This window comes from Serratia sp. Ser99 (genome assembly GCF_024519545.1).
In the GTDB taxonomy this organism is placed as follows: Bacteria; Pseudomonadota; Gammaproteobacteria; order Enterobacterales; family Enterobacteriaceae; genus Serratia; species Serratia liquefaciens.
Genome location: NZ_JALJRT010000013.1, coordinates 72,154 through 92,014, shown reverse-complemented (window position 1 = coordinate 92,014; position 19,861 = coordinate 72,154). Strand labels below are relative to the sequence as shown.

Sequence of the window (19,861 nt, the reverse complement as noted above, 5' to 3'; positions counted from 1 at the left end):
AGGGCCGGTTTGCACCGGCCCTTATTATTGATAACGCCACCGCAAATTATCTTCTGCGGTAACTCTTCTGGGCGTTGTTCACCTTCACCAGGTAACGGCGAGATTCGCCGGCCGGATGCTTGGTGGTCAGCGTCTGATAGACGTCGCCCGGCTGCATGCCGTTGATGATGCTCACCGCACGGGTCCTGTCGCTAGAGAACACACGCAGCACGCTGCCGGCGCCGCCGTTATAGGCGGTGATAACCGCGTAGCGGCGTGAGGTCGGGTTTTGAATCCCTCCCAAATAGTTATTCTGCAAAATGGCCAGATAAGCCGTACCGGTATCGATGTTGTTTTCCGGGTCGAACAGGTAACTGCGGCTTGGTTTGCCCCATTTCCCACGCATCTGGAACACATCCTTACCGGCAGTGTGCTGCACCACCTGCATCAGGCCCAACGCATCTGAACCGCTCACCGCATAGGGGTTAAAGCTCGATTCGGTCTGCATGATCGCCAGGATCAGCGACTCTTCCACGCCGTATTTCTCCGACGCCTTGCGAACCATCGGCAGGTATTTGTGGGCACGTTTGTCCAGGTGGTTTGGCACAAGCTGAATAGTGACCGAGTAAATCACGTGCAGGCCGGAGGTGCGTTTTTGCAGCTTGGTCTGCAACAGATAGTCGGCGAAGTGCGCCGCACGCCATTCCCAACGGATCGGCGCACCTTTGTTATCCAGTACCTGGCCGTACAGGAACGGCTCTTTACTGATCTGGATATCGTTGACGTCGGAATAGAGATCGATAGAACCCGGGTCGTCCCCCATCAGCAAGGTGCTGATAATCGCCTGGCGCAGGTGAGCGGCAGGATCGGTGGTGGCGATGGTTTCAATAGTGATGGCACCAGAATCAAAGTTGATGTGGCTACGGGTTTGATACTGGTCGGTGTATTTAACGTAATCTTTCGGCCCGGCGATCAGAACTTCGTTCAGACCCCAGATATTCTCGATGTTGTGGGCGAACTGACCCATCAGGATTTCGAAGCCGTTGGTGTCTTTGACCCAGGCTTCGTTGACTTCAGTGCTTTTTTTGCCGGAACAGGATATCAGCAGGGGCGCTATCACTAGCAAAGCTAAAATTTTCTTCATCTTAAAGCCGTATACGAGAAGTATTGGAAGGGCCAGCGCCTGGCCCCAACAGCATTATTCGCTTGGTGGCGTATAGCCTTCGATATGGACGTCATGCCCTTCGAACAGGAATTTGATCATTTCCGCTTCCAGCAATTTGCGGTCGTCAACGTTCATCATGTTCAGTTTTTTCTCGTTGATCAGCATGGTTTGTTTTTTCATCCATTCTGCCCAGGCTTCTTTCGAGATCTCGTTATAGATGCGTTTGCCGACTTCCCCTGGATAAAGCTGGAAGTCCTGCCCTTCGGCGTCACGCTGCAGGAAGGTACAAAAAATGGTTCTGCTCATGCTAATTCCTCATCAATGGCGCTATTGCCAATAAACCCGTCATACTTTGAGCTGCAGGTGTGTTGGCTGCCTTTTCTCACCCGAATCACTTACCTCAGTAAGCTCATCGGGACTCGCTCAGTTGCCGCCTTCCTGCAACTCGAATTATTTAGGCTATAAACCCTGTCGGCGCGGGGACTGTTTTGCCAACTGTTGCAACAGGCGGTCAACCGGTGCGGCCAGCCCGACCGATGGCGGCTGCGCTAAGTTATACCAGAGACCGGCGCCCTCATCCATGCTGCTGCCTTTGGCGTCCATTTCCAGCCATATTGGCACGATATCAAGATGGAAATGACTGAAAGTATGACGAAATGCGGTCAGTTGCTCCCGGCGATTGTTTTTCAGACCGCGCTGTTGCAACCAGAGTTCCATCTCTTCACGTTCGCTGAACTGCGGGAAGCAGAACAGACCGCCCCACAGACCGACGGCGGGGCGCTGCTCCAGCCAGGCGCGTTCGCCGTGCTGCAGCAATAAAAAGTAGGCGGTTTTTTCCGGCAGGGTCTGCTTGGGCTTTTTACCCGGGTATTTTGCCCAACTGTGGTGGGCATAGGCGATGCAGCCGAGGCTGAGTGGGCACAGTTCGCATTTCGGCTTGGAGCGGGTGCAGACCATCGCCCCCAGATCCATCATCGCCTGATTGAACTGGCCAACGCCCTTGGCCGGGGTAACGTTTTCGCTGATTTCCCACAGTCGGTTTTCTACCTCTTTCTTGCCCGGCCAGCCTTCGACGGCATAGCAGCGGGCCAGGACGCGTTTTACGTTGCCGTCGAGGATTGGGTAGTGTTGGCCGAGCGCCAGCGACAGCACTGCGCCTGCCGTTGAACGGCCAATACCGGGCAGGGCGTGGATTTCTTCAAAGGTTGTCGGGAACTCACCGCCGTGCTGTGCGACAATAGCCTGCGCCGCCTTATGCAGATTGCGCGCACGGGCGTAGTAGCCCAGGCCGGTCCACAGGTGCAGCACTTCGTCCAGCGGCGCTTCAGCCAGCGCACGCACGTTGGGAAAACGTGCCATAAAGCGCTGGAAGTAAGGGATCACGGTGGCAACCTGAGTTTGTTGCAACATGACCTCCGAGAGCCATACTTGATAGGCGGTCTTATCAAGCTGCCACGGCAGGGTCTTACGGCCGTAACGCTGGTACCAGTCAAGCACCACCTGTGCGAACTGCTGTGCTTGCATCATAAGCTGATTCGATATCCGGCAGAAAATGAAGCGCGATTGCAGCATAGAGTCATGATGCTGTAAACCGGAACTTTCCGACGTCGCACGGCAGGTACATTAGATGAACACTTGCTAAACCAATGTATCTTTGCATAATGCGCGTTTCCCTAATTGGCAGCCAAACAGACAGAAAGCACTATGATTAATGACGTCATCTCCCCGGAATTTGATGAGAACGGCCGCGCGATGCGCCGTATCCGCAGTTTTGTCCGCCGCCAGGGGCGGTTGACCAAAGGCCAACAGCACGCGTTGGACAACTATTGGCCGGTGATGGGCGTGGAGTATCAGGCTGAACCTGTCGATATCGCCGCACTGTTCGGGCGCGACGCGCCGACCGTGCTGGAGATCGGTTTTGGCATGGGCGCCTCGCTGGTGACCATGGCGGGCAATAACCCGCAGCAGAATTTCTTGGGGATAGAAGTCCATTCGCCGGGCGTGGGTGCCTGCCTGGCCGACGCTACCGAAGCGGAACTGAGCAACCTGCGCGTAATGTGTCACGACGCGGTTGAGGTGCTGGAGAATATGATCCCGGACGGCTCGCTGGACATGGTTCAGCTGTTTTTCCCCGATCCGTGGCACAAAGCGCGCCACAACAAACGCCGCATCGTACAGACGCCGTTTGTTGAACTGGTGCGTCGCAAACTGAAAGTCGGCGGCGTCTTCCACATGGCCACCGACTGGCAGCCTTATGCAGAACATATGTTAGAGGTTATGAACGGGATCTCAGGCTATCGCAATCTTTCCAGCGATAATGATTATGTGCCGCGTCCGGATTCACGCCCACTGACAAAATTTGAATTACGCGGCCAGCGTCTGGGACATGGCGTTTGGGACTTGATGTTTGAGAGGAAAGAATAATGGCTAAGAACCGCAGTCGTCGTTTACGTAAAAAGTTACACATTGAAGAGTTTCAGGAGCTGGGCTTCTCCGTTGCATGGCGCTTTGCCGAAGGCACCGCGGTTGAAGATATCGACAGCACGCTGGACGCTTTTATCGACGAAGTGATTGAGCCGAACGGCATGGCCTTTGACGGTAGCGGCTACCTGCAGTGGGAAGGCTTGATCTGTCTGCAGACCATCGGTCACTGCACTGACGAGCAACGCGAACTGGTCAAAAAATGGCTGGAAGCGCGTAAACTGACCGACGTTAAGGTCAGCGATCTGTTCGATATCTGGTGGGACTGATTTTCCTGCCTGATAAGCGCGGCCTGGCGTCGCGCTGAATCTATTGATTTAAGGTGCCTTTACGGCACCTTTATTTTGTCCGGAGTGTGACCGCGGTGGTAACAACATTGGATAACGCGTTGCTGGATGAGATCCTGCAACAGGTGCGCCCGCTGATTGGCCAGGGCAAGGTGGCGGACTATATACCGGCGCTGGCGGAAGTGGCGGCCGATCGTCTGGCGATCGCCGTTTGCACCGTCGACGGCGAAATGTTCCAGGCCGGTAACGCCGACGAGCGTTTCTCTATTCAGTCGATCTCCAAGGTGTTGAGCCTGACGCTGGCGCTGGCGCGCTACCAGGAGGCGGAGATCTGGCGTCGGGTTGGCAAGGAGCCTTCCGGTCTGCCGTTCAACTCGCTGTTGCAGCTGGAGATGGAGCAGGGCAAACCGCGCAATCCGTTTATCAACCCCGGTGCGCTGGTGGTGTGCGACATGCTGCAAACCCGGCTCAGCGCGCCCAAGCAGCGAATGCTTGAAGTGGTGCGTCAACTGGCCGGTGAAGATGACCTGGCCTATGATTCACGGGTGGCCCGTTCCGAGTTCGAACACTCCGATCGCAATGCGGCGATAGCCTACCTGATGAAGTCGTTCGGCAATTTCGAAAACGACGTGCTTACCGTGCTGCAAACCTACTTCCACTACTGCGCGCTGCGAATGAGCTGCGTGGAGCTGGCTCGCAGCTTTGTTTATCTGGCCAATCACGGCCGTGATCTTAGCGGACGCGAGGTGATAAGTCCCCTGCAGGCACGCCAGATTAATGCGCTGATGATGACCAGCGGCATGTACGACGGCGCGGGGGAATTTGCCTATCGCGTGGGCATGCCGGGCAAGTCCGGCGTGGGTGGCGGTATTGTCGCTATCGTCCCCGACGAGCTGTCGATCGCCGTCTGGTCGCCGGAACTGGATGCTTCCGGTAACTCATTGGCGGGAACTGCGGCGCTGGAACTGTTGTCTCAACGGATTAGCCGTTCGATTTTTTAGCCCCACCACGGAAGGGCGTCAGGAGAATATATGTTAAAGAAAACCGGGTTAGCCTTACTGCTGTTGACTACTTCACAGGCCCATGCCGAGTATCAGTGCAGCGTTAAACCCCAGGACGACGTGATTATCAGCCCGCAGAACGTACAGGTGACCGGGGCCAGCGGCAATCTGCAGATTTCACCGGATGGCGATGTAACCCGCAATGGCCAGGCGTTGAGCCTGACAGACAGCCAGCGCCAGAAGGCCTTCAGTTACCAGAGCGCATTGCGCAAAGAGTTGCCGTGGATCGACAACGGCGCTCAGCAACATCTGGAAAAAGCGCGGGTGGCGTTGGACAAGGTGATAGTCAAAGAGTTGGGCAGCGACAGCAACGTGCGTAACCGCCTGACCACGTTGAACGGTCAGCTTAAGCAACAGATGAACCGTATCATTGAGCACCGCAGCGACGGCCTGACCTTCCATCACAAGGCGATTGATCAGGTTGAGCAGGATGGCCGCAATATCGTCCAGCAGAGCATGGGCGGCGTATTGCAGGACAGCCTGAATGAGATGGGCGTCAAGCAGGCAGCCAATAGCGGCGGCAACCCGTTGCAGGCGATCATGGGCAATCTGGGCGGCCTGCAGAAGGCGATTCAGAACGAATGGAATAACCAGGAGCAGGATTTCCAGAACTTCGGCCACGACGTGTGCAACCGCGTTACCGGCCTGGAAACCCAGCGCAAAGATTTGCTAAATGCATTGAAGTAATCTGGCTGGTGGTCTGTTTTGACCTTCTAACTAACATCTGACAGACTGGCTAAACTATAATCAATGGCTAAAAGGATTTTGCATTGATGCCAGTGATATTCCGTCATAAAGGTTATAAATTCTTTTTTTATTCGAATGAAGGAGAGCCGTTGGAACCGGCTCATATTCATGTCAGAGATGCCGTGGCAGAAGCCAAGTTTTGGCTGATACCAGAGGTGCGGGTAGCCCGCAATGATGGGTTTAATGCCAGAGTATTAAAAGAATTAACCGAAGTTGTTGGAGTCCATAAGGGGTTATTTTTGGAGGCCTGGGATGAGTATTTCAGCTAAAAACGTAAACTTCGATGAGACAACGATGTGGGTTGAGTTGAGCGATGCCAGAATTATCGGCGTGCCACTCGCCTGGTTTCCTCGATTGCTGAATGCAACGGACCAAGAGCGCGCCCGCTATGAGCTGAGTGCCCGTGGGATCCATTGGGATGCGTTGGATGAAGATATTTCTGTTGAAGGCTTGCTAAAGGGTAGAGGGGATATTACTCATCGTCCCCACCATGCTGCCTGACGTTTAAAAAAAGCGCTGAAAACTCAGCGCTTTTTTTCATTCATCCGCCAGGAACAACTCCAGTAGCGAATTAAGGAACAGTTTGCCTTTCTCGGTGATCTGCCAATACTCCGGCGTTTCTACCAGATAACCTTTCGCCAGCGCTTCGTCCAGCGCTGCACGGATCGCGCTTTCATCCAGCCCGGTGTAGTTGACGAATTCAGCACGCGGTGCGGCTTCCAGCAGGCGGAAGCGGTTCATAAAGAATTCGAACGGCCGGTCAGCCGCCGTCACCTCAAGCTGCTTGTCCATATACTTGCCCTGCATAAAACCACGCGGATGCTTGGTTTTCGCGGTGCGCAGAATGCGGCCGTCGCTGAAGGTTAACTTGCCGTGCGCGCCGCAGCCAATCCCCAGATAGTCGCCAAAGCGCCAGTAGTTGAGGTTATGTTGGCACTGATAGCCCGGTTTGGCGTAGGCCGAAGTTTCATACTGCTGATAGCCGGCGGCGCTCAGCAATTCATGGCCCCGCTCGAAAATGTCCCACAGCGCGTCGTCGTCCGGTAGCACCGGCGGGCGTGAACTGAAAAGCGTATTGGGCTCGATAGTCAGTTGATACCACGACAGATGCGGTGGATTGAGGGCAATGGCCTGGCGCAGATCGTCCAGCGCCTCTTCCAGCGACTGGTCCGGTAGGCCGTGCATCAGATCCAGGTTAAAACTGCGCAAACCCAGGCCGGTAGCCAGATGAGCTGCGCGTTTGGCCTCTTCCGGGCCGTGAATGCGACCCAGGCGAATCAATTTCTCGGCGCTGAAGCTCTGCACGCCGATAGAAATGCGGTTCACACCGGCGCGCTGATAGCCGCTGAAGCGATCGGCCTCCACGGTACCCGGGTTGGCCTCCATGGTGATCTCGGCGCCGTCAATCACCGGAATGCGTGCCCGCACGCCGTCCAGCAGCGATTGCATCGCTTCGGCACTCAACAGGCTGGGGGTGCCGCCGCCGATAAAAATGGTGCTGATTTCGCGACCACTGACCAGCGGCAGATCGGCATCCAGATCCGCCAGCAGGTGATCGACGTATTCCTGATGCGGCACTTCGCCCTTCAACGCATGCGAGTTGAAGTCGCAGTACGGGCATTTCTGCACGCACCACGGAATGTGAATGTACAAACTCAGCGGGGGCAACTTAAGCATTGCGCATCGCTTCCAGCATCAGCTTCAGGGCTTTACCTCGGTGTGATACGGCGCGCTTTTCGTCACGGCTCAGCTCGGCAGCGGTGCGGCCCAGCTCCGGAACGTAGAAGATAGGATCATAGCCAAAACCGCCTTCACCGGCGGCGGCATCGGTGATTTCACCGGCCCAGCTGCCGTGGAACACCAGCGGCGTCGGATCTTCCGCGTGGCGCATATACACCAGCACGCAGTGGAACTGTGCGCCACGGCTGCCCTTGGGCACGTCTTTCAGCGCAACCAGCAGCTTGTCGAGGTTTTGCTGGTCAGAGGCGTCTACACCCGCGTAACGTGCAGAATAGATGCCTGGCGCGCCGCCCAGTGCATCAACCGCCAGACCCGAGTCGTCGGCGATCGCCGGCAGACCGGTGATTTGCGCCGCATGGCGGGCTTTCAGAATGGCATTTTCGATAAACGTCAGGCCGGTTTCCTCGGCGGACTCCACGCCCAATTCGGTTTGTGCGACCACATTCAGGCCGAAATCGGCCAACAGGTCGGCGAGTTCGCGCACTTTACCCGGGTTACCGGTGGCAAGAACGACTTTTTGCATGATGACTACCTTGAAATTTATTCGATTAGCGCCGCGACCACGGCGGGGATCTGTTGCGGATTAACGATGCGTAACTGTTTATGCCGCCCCAGCTCGCCTTTCTCTATGGTGACGTTGCTTTTCGCCACTTTGAACTGCTTGGCGAGAAACTTGATCAGATGAGCGTTGGCCTGGCCGTCTACCGGCGGGGCGGTAATGGCGACTTTAAGTTCGTCGCCATGCAAACCGACAATCTGGTCGCGGCTGGCTTTCGGCTGAATATATAGCCTGATTGCCAGCCCGTCCAGCACGGGGGTGACTGCACTCACAGCAGGAACCAGATCTCACCGAACAGATCCATACCCAGGTAGTTGATCAGATACAGGATCAGGATCACTACCATCGCTGAAAAATCAATGCCGCCCATTGCCGGAAGAATACGGCGGATTGGCGCCATCAAAGGTTCGGTCAGTTGATACATCAACTGATCAATCGGGCTGCGGCCCTGACTTATCCAGCTCATCAGCGCGCGGATAATCATCACCCAGAAGATCAGATAACCGGCCGACTTCACCAGAGAGATCAGGCCAAACAGCAGGTTATACGGGCTGAGTGACATCGCGCCGCCCTGAATCAGCAGCAACAGCGGGTACTTGATGGTCATCAGCAGGAAAGCCAACAGCAGGGATGCGCTGTCAATAGGCCCCATTGACGGGATAATACGGCGCAGCGGGCCAATCACCGGCTGGGTGATCTTCACGATAAACTGCGCGAATGGGTTGTAAAAGTCAGCGCGTGTCCACTGCATCCAGATGCGCAGCAGCAGTACCATGACGTAAAGATCAATAACGGTTTTGACCAAAAAAGTCAGCGTTAGCATGAAGTCGTCCTTCTCCTTAACTCTCGATTATTTAAAATGATTTTTCCATTTCCTGCGCACGGGAAACTGCCGCCTGCATGGCTTTGGCCACGGTTGCCGGCAGTTGTTGCTCGTTGAATACCCGCAGCGCCTCGGCGGTGGTGCCGCCTTTGGACGTTACCTGCTCACGCAAGGTCGACAACGGCGTCTCCGGGTTGGCTTCCACCAGCGCAGCGGCGCCGGATGCCGCTTGTTGCACCAGCGCACGGGCAGTCTGGCTGTCGAAGCCCATACGTTCGGCTTCCTGCTGCATGGCTTCCATAAACAGGAAGAAATAGGCCGGGGCACTGCCCGCAGCGGCGATCACGCTGTTGATGCCGTTTTCGTCATCCACCCAACATACCTTGCCAACTGACGCCATCAAATCACTGGTGTAGTCACGATCCTGTTGGCTGACCTGCTGCGGCGCATACAGGCCACTCATGCCTTTACCCACCAGCGATGGCGTGTTTGGCATAATGCGTACGATATTCAGATTGTCGGCCAGCAGCTGGTAAAAACGGCTGACCTGAATGCCTGCGGCGATCGACAGCACCAGTTTGCCGCTGAAATCGATCTGATCGCGCAACGGCTGGCAAACATCTGCCATCATCTGTGGCTTCACCGCCAGTACGATGACGTCGGCCTCGCGTGCGCAGGCAAGATTATCGCCGCTGCTAACGATGCCGTAGTCGGCAGCCAGCGCATCGCGGTTTTTAGCCGAAGGCGCGCAGACGCTGATGGATTTGGCCGAGTAACCGCCCGCCACCAGGCCGGCGATGATTGCGCGGGCCATGTTGCCGGCGCCAATGAAGGTAATCTTACGGTGTTGCATTAAAATTCCTCGTCAGTGTGTCAGGACTGCGAATAATCTCGCGCGCCAAAAATGGCGGTACCGATACGAACCAGAGTGCTGCCTGCGGCAATGGCCGCCGTCATGTCATCGGTCATGCCCATCGACAGCGTGTCCACCTGGGGATAATGCTGTTGCAGCGCCAGGAAGGCGTCGTGCATCTGGCGGAATACCGCTAATTGGCTCTGGTAGTCTTCTTGCGGAGCCGGAATCGCCATCAGCCCGCGTAAACGAACGTTCGGCAAGGCGACAACCGCTTCTGCCAGCGCCGGCAGTTCAGCCAGTACAATGCCAGATTTACTCTGTTCATCGCTGATATTTATTTGGATCAGAACGTTAAGCGGCGGCATGTCTGCCGGGCGCTGGTCGCTTAACCGCTGGGCGATACGCAGCCGATCGACGGTATGGCACCAGGCAAAGTGCTCTGCCACCAGCCGGCTCTTATTGGATTGCAAAGGGCCGATAAAGTGCCAATCCAGCGTTGCTCCTTCCGGCAGCGCGGCAAAATGCTGAACCTTATCCACGCCTTCCTGTACATAGTTTTCCCCGAAGGTCCGCTGGCCTGCCGCGATAGCTTCTGCGATCGCCGCCACAGGTTTGGTTTTACTCACTGCAAGCAGCGTCACTTCTTCTGGAGCGCGAGCGCAGCCTTGAGCGGCCGCGGCAATGCGGTTTCTGACATCCTGCAGATTCTGTTGGATAGTGCTCATCATTGACCCAGGAGATTGATATGGATATCGGTGAATTCGTGGCCCTTAGTGTAAAGCATAATGCTTCCGATCTGCACCTTTGTACGGGGCATCAGCCGATGTTGCGCATCGATGGTGAATTACAGGCGCTGGCAGGTACGGAAAAACTGACCGAGACCAAGATGCATCGCTTGTGCAATGCGCTGCTGCAACCCCAGCAGCGGCAGCAATTGCAACAGCAGGGGCAGCTTGATCTGGCGCTGACGCTTGCGGGCGATATTCGGCTGCGCGCCAATTTCTTTCTGCAAAGCCTCGGGGTTTCGCTTGCCTTACGGCTGATTGCCGGCGAGTGCCCGACGCTGGCGGCGTTGGCAGCACCAGACATCATTCCGGCCCTGGTGCGCAGGGAAGATGGCCTGATTTTGGTGACCGGCGCGACCGGCAGCGGTAAATCCACCACCCTGGCGGCAATGATTGACGACATCAATCAGCACCAGCGGCGGCATATCCTTACGCTGGAGGATCCGATCGAATTTATTCACCGCAGTCGACACTCTTTAATTCAGCAGCGCGAATTGGGCCGCGACAGCCACAGCTTTGACGACGCATTACGTGCTGCCCTGCGTGAAGATCCAGACGTCATCTTGCTGGGGGAGCTGCGTGACACCACAACCATCAGGCTGGCGCTTACCGCTGCGGAAACCGGCCATCTGGTACTTGCGACGCTGCATACCCGTAGCGCGACGCAGGCGGTCGATCGGCTGGTGGATGTTTTCCCGGCGGAAGAAAAGCCCTACGTGCGTGCACAGTTGGCCGGTAGCCTGCAGGCGGTGATTGCACAGAAGCTGTTGAGTCGGCCCGGGGGCGGCAGGGTGGCGATTTTTGAGGTGCTGACGGCGACGGCGGCGGTCAGCAGCATGATCCGCGAGGGCAAAACCCATCAGCTTGCCAGCGTGCTGCAAACCGGTGGGCAGTCCGGCATGCAGACCTTTGAGCAAGGTCTGCAACAGCGGATCTGTGCGGGATTACTGTGCGGCGCGGAGGGGACTTTGCCAAGGGATTAACCCAATTGCCGTTCGAACCAGCTTTCCAGGATTACCACCGCCGAGGCGGAATCCACGCTGCCCTTGTCCAGCGCGCGGAAGCCGCCGCGATCAAACAGGTTGGCGCGGGCTTCGACGGTACTGAGACGCTCATCATGCAGCGCGATCTGCACGCCAAAGCGGCCGTGCAGGCGGTTGGCGAACTTGCGCGCTTGCTCGGTGACCGGCTGTTCGGTGCCGTCCATGTTCAGCGGCAGACCGACTACCACCAAGTCCGGTTGCCACTCTTTCAGCAACTTCTCGATCTTCTGCCAGTCCGGCGAGCCGTCCTGCGCTTTGAAAGCCGCCAGCGCACGGGCGCTGCCGGTTAGCTCCTGGCCAATGGCCGCGCCGATGCTTTTGGTGCCGAAGTCGAAGGCGATAATCGTGCGGTTGGTCATCAGGCGTGTCCTGCGTGGTTGGCAATGCTGCGGATATCAATGCCAAGGCGATTGGCGGCCTCGCGCCAGCGGCTGGCGATCGGCGTATGGAACAGAATGTCGGTGTCGGCTTCGATGGTCAGCCAGGCGTTTTCCAACACTTCCTGTTCGAGTTGGCCTTTTTCCCAGCCGGCATAGCCGAGCGCGACCAGTACGTCCTCCGGCTGTTCCGGCGTGCCCAAGGTTTCCAGTACGTCTTTCGAGGTGGTGATCATGGTATCCGGCGAGATCTGGATACTGGAGCCGAAGCCTTTGCACGGCGTATGCAGGATAAAACCGCGATCGTCAGCCAGCGGGCCGCCGGCAAACACCGGTTTATCCAGACTGATGGCCGGATCGCGCGCCTGTGGCATGATCTTCAGTTTGCTCAGCACTGTTTCCACCGTGAACTGTTCCACCGGTTTATTGATCACCAGGCCCATGGCGCCGTCTTCATTGTGCTCGCAGACATAAATCACCGAGCGTTTGAAGCGAGGATCCTGAAGTGATGGCATAGCGATAAGAAAATGGTGTTGTAAATTCATGGTGTTATTTAAGGTATTTGATTGGTGAGAAGTTAAACAGCCGCCAGTATGCGGCTATCCCCATCGCCTTTCAAGCCGCGACTCGGTTGACGCGGGCTGACAGCGTCATTCAGGGAGGTCGGGAAGGCGGGCGACGCAAGTCACCCGCATTTCGATTACTTCGCTGCCAGACGCTTCTCGATTGCATCCATCAGCATACCGGTGATGGAAACCGGGAAGGCCGCTTCTATTTCACGCGCACAGGTCGGGCTGGTGACGTTGATTTCAGTCAGGCGATCGCCAATCACGTCCAGGCCCACAAAGATCAGCCCTTTTTCTTTCAGCGTCGGGGCTACCGCACGCGCAATTTTCCAGTCGCTTTCGCTCAGTGGACGCGCTTCACCACGGCCGCCGGCCGCCAGGTTGCCACGGGTCTCGCCCTGCGCCGGGATGCGCGCCAGGCAGTAAGGTACTGGCTCACCGTCAACCACCAGAATGCGCTTATCGCCCTCTTTGATTGCCGGCAAGAAGTTCTGCGCCATGCAGAAACGGCTACCGTGCTCGGTCAGGGTTTCGATAACCACCGACAGGTTAGGGTCGTCCTGCTTCACGCGGAAGATAGACGCGCCGCCCATGCCGTCCAGCGGTTTGAGAATAATGTCGCCGTGCTGCTGGTGGAATTTGCGGATGTGCGCCGCGCTGCGGCTGACCAGGGTGTCCGGCGTCAGTTCCGGGAACCAGGCGGTGAACAGCTTCTCGTTGCAGTCACGCAGGCTCTGCGGCTTGTTAACTACCAGCGTGCCTTTGACCTCTGCGCGTTCCAGAATATAGGTCGCGTAGATGTATTCGGTATCGAAAGGGGGATCTTTACGCATCAGGATCACGTCCAGATCATGCAGCGCCAGATCCTGCTCGCTGCCAAAGCTGAACCAGCTCTCTTTATCTTCCTTCACGCTCAGCAGCCGAGTGCGGGCGCGGCCGTCACCGGCGTGCAGATAGAGATCGTCCATCTCCATGTAGTGCAGTTCCCAGCCACGGCGCTGCGCTTCGAGCAGCATGGCGAAGCTGGTGTCTTTCTTGATGTTGATGGAGGCGATAGGGTCCATCACGATGCCGAGCTTAATCATCTTTTCTCCTTTAACCCAGATCGCCGAAACGTACCTGCAAAGCGGTAATTGCGGTGAGCGCTGTGGTTTCTGTACGCAGAACGCGTGGCCCAAGCAGGATATCAGTAAATCCGTGGCCTGTGGTCATCGCAATTTCGTCGGCGGATAAACCGCCTTCCGGCCCAATCAGCAGGCGGACATGTTCCACCGGCAGCGGCAGGGTATTGATACTGTGGTTGGCGCGTGGGTGCAGGTTGAGTTTCAGGCTGCCATCTTGCTCGGCGCACCAGTCTTCCAGTTTCATCGCCTCGCGAATTTCCGGAATACGGTTGCGGCCACATTGTTCGCAGGCGGCGATGGCGATCTTCTGCCATTGCTGGATTTTTTTCGCCAGACGCTCGCCGTCCAACTTCACACCGCAGCGCTCGGAAAACAGCGGAGTAATGACATTGACCCCGAGCTCGATGGATTTCTGAATGGTGAATTCCATCTTCTCACCGCGAGAAATCACCTGGCCCAGATGCAGATTGAGTGGCGATTCACGGTCTTCCGGTTGGCCGGCGGCTAGCCGCACCAGCACGTTTTTTTTGTCGACCTGGGTGATCTCGGCGTCAAATACCTGGTTGCTGCCGTCGAAGAGCTGCAGTGCCTGGCCGGCGCTCATTCGCAGTACACGCCCGATGTGGTTGGCGGCGTCTTCGCTCAGTGCGATTTCTGCATGGTCGATTAACGGCTGCGGGTGATAAATACGGGGTATACGCATTGAATATTCGATCCTGACTAATATGCAGTCATCAGTGCTGCAGCTTGAAAAAAAAGAGTATATACCCAAAGTAATTGAAGCTGCAGCAAGGCGGCAAGTGAGTGCATCCCGATGAGCTTACTTAAGTAAGTGATTCGGGGGCGCTCACGCAGTCAACACCGCTGCAGTTTTAAGTACGAAGGGGATTTAGCCCTTTCGTTGCTGGCAAGCCTGTTGAATATAGAGGTTATGGTTGCCCTGTACCTTAGCGATGCGTGCCTCCCGCAGGCATTCCCACTGGTTGACCGGATACTGACGGTTCCACACCTCGAAAAGCTGGGTCTGTTGGCGGGAAAGCCGCAGTTGATAGCGATCGCGCATATAAAAATAGGTGCGGGCGATCGCGCCGCGAGCGCGTGCGGGCGGTTCGGCCTGCTTATTTTTAAAGTCCACTTTCATTGGGCACTGGCCATACTGACCTTCGCCGCCTTTCCATTGGCTGTACATGAAATTATTGCGATCGCCGTTCACTTCGCCAATCGCCGGCTGCAGGTTGTGCAGGTCAGTTTCGATTTGGCGATAGCTCGCGTCTTTGTTGCAGTTTTTGCGGCCACCCTGTTGCCAGCACTGCAATTGGTGGCCGAACTGCCAGGCCGGTACCACATGTTCCCATTCGATACGCTGTGCGCGTTGGGCGTTCTTGCGTGGTTGATAGCCGCAACTGTTTAAATCTGGGATGCCTTTCTTGCCCTGCCAGGTGATCTGGCAGCCGCAGTAGAAAGAACCGGGCGCGTCTTGGTTGATTTTGGCCGCTGCCGCCTTGGCCTGAGAAAAATTATTGATGCCGTGCGCCTGTGCGGCGCCGGTGGTGAAAATAACCGTAAACAAAATTTTGCGAAGCATATTCCAAAACTGCTCAAAATTGGAAAGGCAGGCAGGGTAGCGGAAGTCAACGGCAGTGGCAAACGACGGGCGTTAACCCCGTGACTTTTCAAGCCAGCGTCGGAGTCTGGCTGTAACTTGGGACGTAGGGAGCAGAGGTTGGATTTTTCGCTTAAACAGGCTCACCGGCGATAAATTTCAATTTTTCGCCGCACTGACGGCAGCGGTATTCGCTTTCTCCGCGAAGCACCCGATTATGCCGACGTACGGTGAGCTGATGCTGTTGGCAACGACAGAGGTAGGGGAAGGTTTTGCTTTGCACCGAGGCAATTTCAAACTGGTGGGTGCGGCTGGCCGGTACCTGCAACACGCTTTCCATCATCCAGCGCCATTCGCGTCCATGTGGGGCCACGCGGCCAAACTGGCGGAAGACTAACAGGTGCGCCAGTTCGTGCGGCACCACTTCGTCGATAAACGGCTGTTGATTTTCCATCAGCAAAACCGGATTCAGCCGAATTTCCCAGGCTTGCAGCCAGGCGGTGCCCGCACTGGTTCCGCGTTGCTGGTAAACGACTTTGGGTTCCGGAAACTCGACGGAAAAATGCTGACGCGCCAGCAGCAGTTTTTCGCGCAGGCAGCGCATCACCGCCTGTTGCAGCGCTATGGGGATTCTTACTTTGTTCATTGCGGCTAGCTTAAGCAATGGCGCGACGGCTGGCAATAAGACGAAAAACTAATTCTCATCCCGCCTGCCGGGCCGGTTTTTCATCGCATTGATAACCCGATCGACGCTGATGGATTGTAATCAATGTGTTAACTGCGGGATAATAAACCGTACATGCTGAGTCTGTACCCGCAGCGCTCACAGAAAAGATTGAAAAGCATCCCGAGAAAATACCTTTCTAACGCAGGGGTTATTATGCGATTTAGCGCAATAACCGACTGATTAAAAATACGTAAGGTGTGGGGAAGTTTTTTGACGCGGCCTGCCCCGAGCTGGCTGAGTAAGTGTGAATTTAACGCAGCTGATGTTGCAAGTGAGAGATCAATGTCGAATAAACCGTTCCATTATCAAGATCCGTTCCCGCTGAAGAAAGACGATACCGAATACTATCTGTTAAGCCGCGATCACGTTTCCGTGAGCGAATTTGAAGGCCAGGAAGTTCTGAAAGTAGCCCCTGAAGCGTTAACCCTCCTTGCCCAGCACGCGTTTCATGACGCCTCATTTATGCTGCGCCCGGCGCACCAGCAGCAGGTTGCCGATATCCTCAAGGATCCGGACGCCAGCGAAAACGACAAATACGTTGCGCTGCAATTTTTGCGTAACTCAGAAATCGCCGCCAAAGGTATTTTGCCGACCTGTCAGGACACCGGTACCGCCATTATCGTCGGTAAAAAGGGCCAGCGCGTCTGGACCGGTGGCGGCGACGAAGAAGCGTTGTCACGCGGGGTGTACAACACCTTTATCGAAGACAACCTGCGCTATTCGCAAAACGCCGCGCTGGATATGTATAAAGAGGTCAACACCGGCAGCAACCTGCCGGCGCAGATCGACCTCTACAGCGTCGACGGTGAAGAATACAAATTCCTGTGTATTGCTAAAGGCGGCGGTTCTGCCAATAAAACCTACCTTTATCAGGAAACCAAAGCGCTGCTGTCTCCGGGCAAGCTGAAGGATTATCTGGTCGAGAAAATGCGTACGCTGGGCACCGCGGCTTGCCCGCCGTACCACGTGGCGTTCGTTATCGGCGGTACCTCGGCGGAAGCAACCCTGAAAACCGTAAAACTGGCCTCGACCAAGTACTATGACGGCCTGCCGACCGAAGGCAATGAGCACGGTCAGGCATTCCGCGACGTGGCGCTGGAAGAAGAGTTGCTGAAAGAAGCGCAGAACCTGGGATTGGGCGCGCAGTTTGGCGGTAAATACTTTGCGCATGACGTTCGTGTGGTGCGTCTGCCGCGCCATGGCGCATCCTGCCCGGTCGGAATGGGGGTTTCCTGCTCCGCTGACCGTAACATTAAAGGCAAGATCAACCGTGACGGCATCTGGCTGGAGAAGCTGGAGAATAATCCTGGCAAATTTATCCCGCAGGAGCTGCGTCAGGCCGGTGAGGGCGAGGCAATCAAGATTGACCTTAACCGCCCGATGGCCGAGATCCTCAAGCAGCTGTCGCAATACCCGGTATCCACCCGCCTGTCCTTGAGCGGTACCATCATTGTGGGCCGCGACATTGCACATGCCAAGCTGAAAGAGCGCCTGGACAGAGGGGAAGGTCTGCCGCAATACGTTAAGGATCATCCGATTTATTACGCAGGCCCGGCCAAAACGCCGGACGGCTACGCTTCCGGTTCACTGGGGCCAACCACTGCCGGGCGCATGGATTCTTACGTCGACCTGCTGCAGTCTCATGGCGGCAGCATGATCATGCTGGCGAAAGGTAACCGCAGCCAGCAGGTGACCGACGCCTGCCACAAACACGGTGGTTTCTACCTCGGCAGCATCGGTGGCCCGGCGGCGGTACTGGCGCAACAGAGCATCAAGAGCCTGACCTGCGTCGAATACCCGGAGCTGGGTATGGAAGCGATCTGGAAAATCGAAGTGGAAGATTTCCCGGCGTTTATTCTGGTGGATGATAAAGGCAATGACTTCTTCCAGAAGATCCAGTCTGGCCAGTGTTCTCGCTGCGTGAAGTAACCGCCGAAAGGATTTGCCGCCCGCAGTGGGGCGGCAAATTTCAGGTTTTATCAACCCCTGTGTAAATTACTGTAGCCCGCTGGACGCGATGTTTTAACCTGTATACCCTACGCGCAAAGCACTAATACGCGCATAAAGGCATATTTGGAACAGAAGGTTCGGCAAACTCATGGAAACGCAGGAAAGTCATATCAGGGAATTGCTGGTCTGGATTGAAGACAACCTAACCAATCCCTTGTCATTGGATATCGTTTCTGCCAAATCAGGCTACTCGAAATGGTATCTGCAGCGAATGTTCAAAAAGCAGACCAGTTTGTCGCTGGCTTCCTATATTCGCGCGCGCCGCTTGTACCTCGCCGCTTTCGCCTTGCGTTATACGCAAAAAAGCATTCTTGATATTTCTATTGAATATCAATTCGATAACCAACAAACCTTTTCTCGCTGCTTCAAAAAGCACTTTGCCGAATCTCCCAGTGTTTATCGCCATGCGCGTAAACAGGACTTCAGCCATCTGGTTCGCTCGCTGTCGGTGAATCAGCCGGGGGATATTAAGGTCGATCGCATCAAGGTCGCCAAGGGGCAGTATGCTATCCGAGGGAAGAGTTACCCTTACCATCTGGACATTACCGATCTGGATAAGTCGCACCTTCCCATCCGCAGCAAAATCAAAGAGACGTTCTATGCTCTGCTGGGTGAGCGCCCGGCATTGACCTATTCGCTGGCCCAGTTTGTGCCGGATGGGGAACGAGTGCGGGTGGATTATACCCTGGGCGTTGCGGCAGACTGCCCGGTCAGTGACGGTGCCGGGCTTGAAGCGCTGCCGGATATCTCCGGTGATTTTTGTCGTTTTTGCTATGCCGGCAAGCCAGTGGCCCTGAACGATCATATTGTGCAGATGTACACTCAGGTCTTGCCGCAACTTGGCCTGGCTCGCCGGGAAGGGCCTGACCTGACGATGTTCAACTATTCGCTAAATGAGCGGGAGGAGCTGCATCTTGAGCTCCAACACCTGGTGCCGGTGACTCCCCTTGACTGAGCGGGGTGGCAGAGCGGTTCTTTCGCTGCACGATATCTGCCATCACCGCCAGCGCGATTTCAGCCGGGGTCTTGCTGCCGAGCGGTAAGCCAATCGGGGCATGAATTCGCTCCAGCTCTTGTGGGCTGAATTCGGCAATCTGCTGCAGGCGTTGGCGACGACGCGCGCTGTTGCGCAACGATCCCATGGCGCCGATATAAAACGCCGGGGTATGGATAGCCTCCATTAGCGTCAGATCGTCCATGCGGGGATCGTGCGTCAGCGCGACAATCGCGGTATTGGCGTGACAGCCGCCGTCTTCAATAAACTTGGCCGGAAACTGACGCAGTAGCGTCACGTTGGATCTCAGCTGCGGGGCGAAATTTTCCAGCGCCTCCGGACGGTTCTCGCACACCAACACTTCAAACCCCAGCGAACTGGCGAAATCGGCGCAGTACAATGCCACGCTGGAAAGACCGGCGATCAGCAAACGCGGGGCTGCGGCAATATGAAGGGTAATTTGCGGGCCGCGGCGTTCCACCTGGGTCGCACTGGCGAAATCGGTCAACGTCAGGCTGCCGCAGGCATCCGGCAGAGTGAGGCGTTTGACCAGCGCATGGTGTCCGTTTAACGCGCCGGCGAGGGTTGTCAGATAATCGATGCTCTCGTCGCCCGCCGGTAAATACTCAATCAGCACCTCCAGCACGCCGCCGCAGGGCAGCGCTACGTTGGGCTCCAGACCGCCCTCACCGTAACGAATGACCTGGCTGGCAGCCTGATACTCCCCGGCCGCCAGGCGCCGCAGAAAGTCTTCTTCCACGCATCCTCCGGACAGCGAGCCGCAATAATGCCCATCCTGCGTGGCGGCCAACAGCGCCCCCGGCGATCGCGGTGAGGAGCCGTAAGTGCTCAGCACGGTGCACAGCCATACCGGTTGTTGTTTCAGCCAGTTTATCGCCTGGCTGACCACGGTGATATCGAGATGTTGCATAGA

The 19,861-nt window shown here is 56.2% G+C and carries 25 protein-coding genes; 9 read left to right on the top strand and 16 right to left on the bottom strand.

Annotation, left to right across the window (positions count from 1 at the left end; all coding sequences use genetic code 11):
- Positions 1 to 46: 46 nt before the first annotated feature.
- The 3 genes from mltC to mutY form a co-directional block, all read right to left on the bottom strand.
- The gene (gene mltC, locus NR114_RS21655; RefSeq protein WP_020828615.1) at positions 47 to 1,123 is read right to left on the bottom strand and encodes a membrane-bound lytic murein transglycosylase MltC; all 1,077 of its coding nucleotides are present in this window, start codon (positions 1,121 to 1,123) and stop codon (positions 47 to 49) included.
- 54 nt (positions 1,124 to 1,177) lie between these two features.
- Positions 1,178 to 1,450: an oxidative damage protection protein gene (locus NR114_RS21650; protein ID WP_020828614.1), complete on the bottom strand. Its 273-nt coding sequence runs from the start codon at positions 1,448 to 1,450 to the stop codon at positions 1,178 to 1,180.
- Positions 1,451 to 1,603: 153 nt separating this feature from the next.
- Entirely contained in the window at positions 1,604 to 2,671 is a 1,068-nt protein-coding gene (gene mutY, locus NR114_RS21645) for an A/G-specific adenine glycosylase (RefSeq protein WP_232103327.1), read from the bottom strand.
- Positions 2,672 to 2,848: 177 nt separating this feature from the next.
- Between mutY and trmB the strand changes: the two genes are divergently transcribed.
- From trmB to NR114_RS21615, 6 genes are all read left to right on the top strand, one after another.
- Positions 2,849 to 3,568 carry a tRNA (guanosine(46)-N7)-methyltransferase TrmB gene (gene trmB, locus NR114_RS21640; protein WP_020828612.1) on the top strand — a complete coding sequence of 240 codons (720 nt, stop codon included), beginning with the start codon at positions 2,849 to 2,851 and terminating at the stop codon, positions 3,566 to 3,568.
- Complete coding sequence (locus NR114_RS21635) at positions 3,568 to 3,894, top strand: YggL family protein (protein WP_020828611.1); 327 nt, start codon at positions 3,568 to 3,570, stop codon at positions 3,892 to 3,894. The genes trmB and NR114_RS21635 overlap by 1 nt, the downstream gene beginning before the upstream one ends.
- A gap of 95 nt (positions 3,895 to 3,989) precedes the next feature.
- Positions 3,990 to 4,913, top strand: a complete 924-nt coding sequence (glsB, locus tag NR114_RS21630) for a glutaminase B (protein ID WP_234529050.1) — start codon at positions 3,990 to 3,992, stop codon at positions 4,911 to 4,913.
- 30 nt (positions 4,914 to 4,943) lie between these two features.
- Positions 4,944 to 5,660 carry a DUF2884 domain-containing protein gene (locus NR114_RS21625; protein ID WP_234529049.1) on the top strand — a complete coding sequence of 239 codons (717 nt, stop codon included), beginning with the start codon at positions 4,944 to 4,946 and terminating at the stop codon, positions 5,658 to 5,660.
- Between the two features lie 86 nt (positions 5,661 to 5,746).
- On the top strand, positions 5,747 to 5,989 hold the full coding sequence (locus NR114_RS21620) for a DUF4160 domain-containing protein (protein ID WP_116691748.1): 243 nt from the start codon (positions 5,747 to 5,749) through the stop codon (positions 5,987 to 5,989).
- Positions 5,973 to 6,221, top strand: coding sequence for a DUF2442 domain-containing protein (locus tag NR114_RS21615; RefSeq protein WP_020828607.1), 249 nt, complete (start codon positions 5,973 to 5,975; stop codon positions 6,219 to 6,221). Before NR114_RS21620 ends, NR114_RS21615 begins: the two co-directional genes overlap by 17 nt.
- Positions 6,222 to 6,257: 36 nt before the next feature.
- Here the strand turns inward: NR114_RS21615 and hemW are convergent, their stop codons facing one another.
- Genes hemW through NR114_RS21585 form a run of 6 tightly spaced genes read right to left on the bottom strand, consistent with a single transcriptional unit; the run spans position 6,258 to position 10,423 of the window.
- A complete protein-coding gene (gene hemW, locus NR114_RS21610) occupies positions 6,258 to 7,397 on the bottom strand; it encodes a radical SAM family heme chaperone HemW (protein ID WP_234529048.1) in 1,140 nt (379 codons plus the stop codon).
- On the bottom strand, positions 7,390 to 7,983 hold the full coding sequence (locus tag NR114_RS21605; RefSeq protein ID WP_046372640.1) for an XTP/dITP diphosphatase: 594 nt from the start codon (positions 7,981 to 7,983) through the stop codon (positions 7,390 to 7,392). The genes hemW and NR114_RS21605 overlap by 8 nt, the downstream gene beginning before the upstream one ends.
- A 17-nt stretch (positions 7,984 to 8,000) precedes the next feature.
- Positions 8,001 to 8,291, bottom strand: coding sequence for a DUF167 family protein YggU (gene yggU / locus NR114_RS21600; RefSeq protein ID WP_020828604.1), 291 nt, complete (start codon positions 8,289 to 8,291; stop codon positions 8,001 to 8,003).
- Positions 8,288 to 8,842, bottom strand: a complete 555-nt coding sequence (locus tag NR114_RS21595) for a YggT family protein (protein WP_044553435.1) — start codon at positions 8,840 to 8,842, stop codon at positions 8,288 to 8,290. The genes yggU and NR114_RS21595 overlap by 4 nt, the downstream gene beginning before the upstream one ends.
- 31 nt (positions 8,843 to 8,873) lie before the next feature.
- Complete coding sequence (proC, locus tag NR114_RS21590) at positions 8,874 to 9,695, bottom strand: pyrroline-5-carboxylate reductase (RefSeq protein ID WP_234529046.1); 822 nt, start codon at positions 9,693 to 9,695, stop codon at positions 8,874 to 8,876.
- A 20-nt stretch (positions 9,696 to 9,715) separates the two neighbouring features.
- Complete coding sequence (locus NR114_RS21585; protein ID WP_020828601.1) at positions 9,716 to 10,423, bottom strand: YggS family pyridoxal phosphate-dependent enzyme; 708 nt, start codon at positions 10,421 to 10,423, stop codon at positions 9,716 to 9,718.
- Positions 10,424 to 10,443: 20 nt separating this feature from the next.
- Between NR114_RS21585 and NR114_RS21580 the strand changes: the two genes are divergently transcribed.
- The gene (locus tag NR114_RS21580) at positions 10,444 to 11,466 is read left to right on the top strand and encodes a type IV pilus twitching motility protein PilT (RefSeq protein ID WP_234529045.1); all 1,023 of its coding nucleotides are present in this window, start codon (positions 10,444 to 10,446) and stop codon (positions 11,464 to 11,466) included.
- On the opposite strand, the gene ruvX is transcribed toward NR114_RS21580, so the two are convergent.
- The 6 genes from ruvX to NR114_RS21550 all read right to left on the bottom strand — a co-directional run bounded on the left by ruvX (position 11,463) and on the right by NR114_RS21550 (position 15,842).
- Positions 11,463 to 11,885 (bottom strand): Holliday junction resolvase RuvX, encoded by a 423-nt coding sequence (gene ruvX, locus NR114_RS21575; protein ID WP_020828599.1) that lies wholly within the window; start codon positions 11,883 to 11,885, stop codon positions 11,463 to 11,465. The genes NR114_RS21580 and ruvX overlap by 4 nt on opposite strands.
- Positions 11,885 to 12,448: a YqgE/AlgH family protein gene (locus NR114_RS21570; protein WP_041414955.1), complete on the bottom strand. Its 564-nt coding sequence runs from the start codon at positions 12,446 to 12,448 to the stop codon at positions 11,885 to 11,887. The genes ruvX and NR114_RS21570 overlap by 1 nt, the downstream gene beginning before the upstream one ends.
- A gap of 155 nt (positions 12,449 to 12,603) precedes the next feature.
- Entirely contained in the window at positions 12,604 to 13,554 is a 951-nt protein-coding gene (gene gshB, locus NR114_RS21565) for a glutathione synthase (protein ID WP_234529044.1), read from the bottom strand.
- Between the two features lie 10 nt (positions 13,555 to 13,564).
- Positions 13,565 to 14,296 carry a 16S rRNA (uracil(1498)-N(3))-methyltransferase gene (gene rsmE / locus NR114_RS21560; RefSeq protein ID WP_020828596.1) on the bottom strand — a complete coding sequence of 244 codons (732 nt, stop codon included), beginning with the start codon at positions 14,294 to 14,296 and terminating at the stop codon, positions 13,565 to 13,567.
- A gap of 186 nt (positions 14,297 to 14,482) precedes the next feature.
- Positions 14,483 to 15,178, bottom strand: coding sequence for a deoxyribonuclease I (gene endA, locus NR114_RS21555; protein ID WP_234529043.1), 696 nt, complete (start codon positions 15,176 to 15,178; stop codon positions 14,483 to 14,485).
- Between the two features lie 151 nt (positions 15,179 to 15,329).
- Positions 15,330 to 15,842, bottom strand: a complete 513-nt coding sequence (locus tag NR114_RS21550) for a SprT family zinc-dependent metalloprotease (protein ID WP_041414952.1) — start codon at positions 15,840 to 15,842, stop codon at positions 15,330 to 15,332.
- A gap of 363 nt (positions 15,843 to 16,205) precedes the next feature.
- Here NR114_RS21550 and fumA point away from each other — a divergent pair, with 363 nt between their 5' ends.
- Both fumA and NR114_RS21540 read left to right on the top strand, forming a co-directional pair.
- Positions 16,206 to 17,852: a class I fumarate hydratase FumA gene (gene fumA / locus NR114_RS21545; RefSeq protein ID WP_234529042.1), complete on the top strand. Its 1,647-nt coding sequence runs from the start codon at positions 16,206 to 16,208 to the stop codon at positions 17,850 to 17,852.
- Between the two features lie 169 nt (positions 17,853 to 18,021).
- The gene (locus NR114_RS21540) at positions 18,022 to 18,888 is read left to right on the top strand and encodes a helix-turn-helix domain-containing protein (protein ID WP_046372645.1); all 867 of its coding nucleotides are present in this window, start codon (positions 18,022 to 18,024) and stop codon (positions 18,886 to 18,888) included.
- Here the strand turns inward: NR114_RS21540 and NR114_RS21535 are convergent.
- Positions 18,812 to 19,858 (bottom strand): XdhC family protein, encoded by a 1,047-nt coding sequence (locus NR114_RS21535; protein ID WP_256824851.1) that lies wholly within the window; start codon positions 19,856 to 19,858, stop codon positions 18,812 to 18,814. The genes NR114_RS21540 and NR114_RS21535 overlap by 77 nt on opposite strands.
- Between the last annotated feature and the right edge of the window lie 3 nt (positions 19,859 to 19,861).

Excerpts from the sequence above, each read along its gene's own strand:
- mltC (WP_020828615.1), bottom strand. The coding sequence starts at position 1,123 with ATGAAGAAAATTTTAGCTTTGCTAGTGATAGCGCCCCTGCTGATATCC.
- NR114_RS21650 (WP_020828614.1), bottom strand. The coding sequence starts at position 1,450 with ATGAGCAGAACCATTTTTTGTACCTTCCTGCAGCGTGACGCCGAAGGG.
- mutY (WP_232103327.1), bottom strand. The coding sequence starts at position 2,671 with ATGATGCAAGCACAGCAGTTCGCACAGGTGGTGCTTGACTGGTACCAG.
- trmB (WP_020828612.1), top strand. The coding sequence starts at position 2,849 with ATGATTAATGACGTCATCTCCCCGGAATTTGATGAGAACGGCCGCGCG.
- NR114_RS21635 (WP_020828611.1), top strand. The coding sequence starts at position 3,568 with ATGGCTAAGAACCGCAGTCGTCGTTTACGTAAAAAGTTACACATTGAA.
- NR114_RS21625 (WP_234529049.1), top strand. The coding sequence starts at position 4,944 with ATGTTAAAGAAAACCGGGTTAGCCTTACTGCTGTTGACTACTTCACAG.
- NR114_RS21620 (WP_116691748.1), top strand. The coding sequence starts at position 5,747 with ATGCCAGTGATATTCCGTCATAAAGGTTATAAATTCTTTTTTTATTCG.
- NR114_RS21615 (WP_020828607.1), top strand. The coding sequence starts at position 5,973 with ATGAGTATTTCAGCTAAAAACGTAAACTTCGATGAGACAACGATGTGG.
- hemW (WP_234529048.1), bottom strand. The coding sequence starts at position 7,397 with ATGCTTAAGTTGCCCCCGCTGAGTTTGTACATTCACATTCCGTGGTGC.
- NR114_RS21605 (WP_046372640.1), bottom strand. The coding sequence starts at position 7,983 with ATGCAAAAAGTCGTTCTTGCCACCGGTAACCCGGGTAAAGTGCGCGAA.
- NR114_RS21595 (WP_044553435.1), bottom strand. The coding sequence starts at position 8,842 with ATGCTAACGCTGACTTTTTTGGTCAAAACCGTTATTGATCTTTACGTC.
- proC (WP_234529046.1), bottom strand. The coding sequence starts at position 9,695 with ATGCAACACCGTAAGATTACCTTCATTGGCGCCGGCAACATGGCCCGC.
- NR114_RS21585 (WP_020828601.1), bottom strand. The coding sequence starts at position 10,423 with ATGAGCACTATCCAACAGAATCTGCAGGATGTCAGAAACCGCATTGCC.
- NR114_RS21580 (WP_234529045.1), top strand. The coding sequence starts at position 10,444 with ATGGATATCGGTGAATTCGTGGCCCTTAGTGTAAAGCATAATGCTTCC.
- ruvX (WP_020828599.1), bottom strand. The coding sequence starts at position 11,885 with ATGACCAACCGCACGATTATCGCCTTCGACTTCGGCACCAAAAGCATC.
- NR114_RS21570 (WP_041414955.1), bottom strand. The coding sequence starts at position 12,448 with ATGAATTTACAACACCATTTTCTTATCGCTATGCCATCACTTCAGGAT.
- gshB (WP_234529044.1), bottom strand. The coding sequence starts at position 13,554 with ATGATTAAGCTCGGCATCGTGATGGACCCTATCGCCTCCATCAACATC.
- rsmE (WP_020828596.1), bottom strand. The coding sequence starts at position 14,296 with ATGCGTATACCCCGTATTTATCACCCGCAGCCGTTAATCGACCATGCA.
- endA (WP_234529043.1), bottom strand. The coding sequence starts at position 15,178 with ATGCTTCGCAAAATTTTGTTTACGGTTATTTTCACCACCGGCGCCGCA.
- NR114_RS21550 (WP_041414952.1), bottom strand. The coding sequence starts at position 15,842 with ATGAACAAAGTAAGAATCCCCATAGCGCTGCAACAGGCGGTGATGCGC.
- fumA (WP_234529042.1), top strand. The coding sequence starts at position 16,206 with ATGTCGAATAAACCGTTCCATTATCAAGATCCGTTCCCGCTGAAGAAA.
- NR114_RS21540 (WP_046372645.1), top strand. The coding sequence starts at position 18,022 with ATGGAAACGCAGGAAAGTCATATCAGGGAATTGCTGGTCTGGATTGAA.
- NR114_RS21535 (WP_256824851.1), bottom strand. The coding sequence starts at position 19,858 with ATGCAACATCTCGATATCACCGTGGTCAGCCAGGCGATAAACTGGCTG.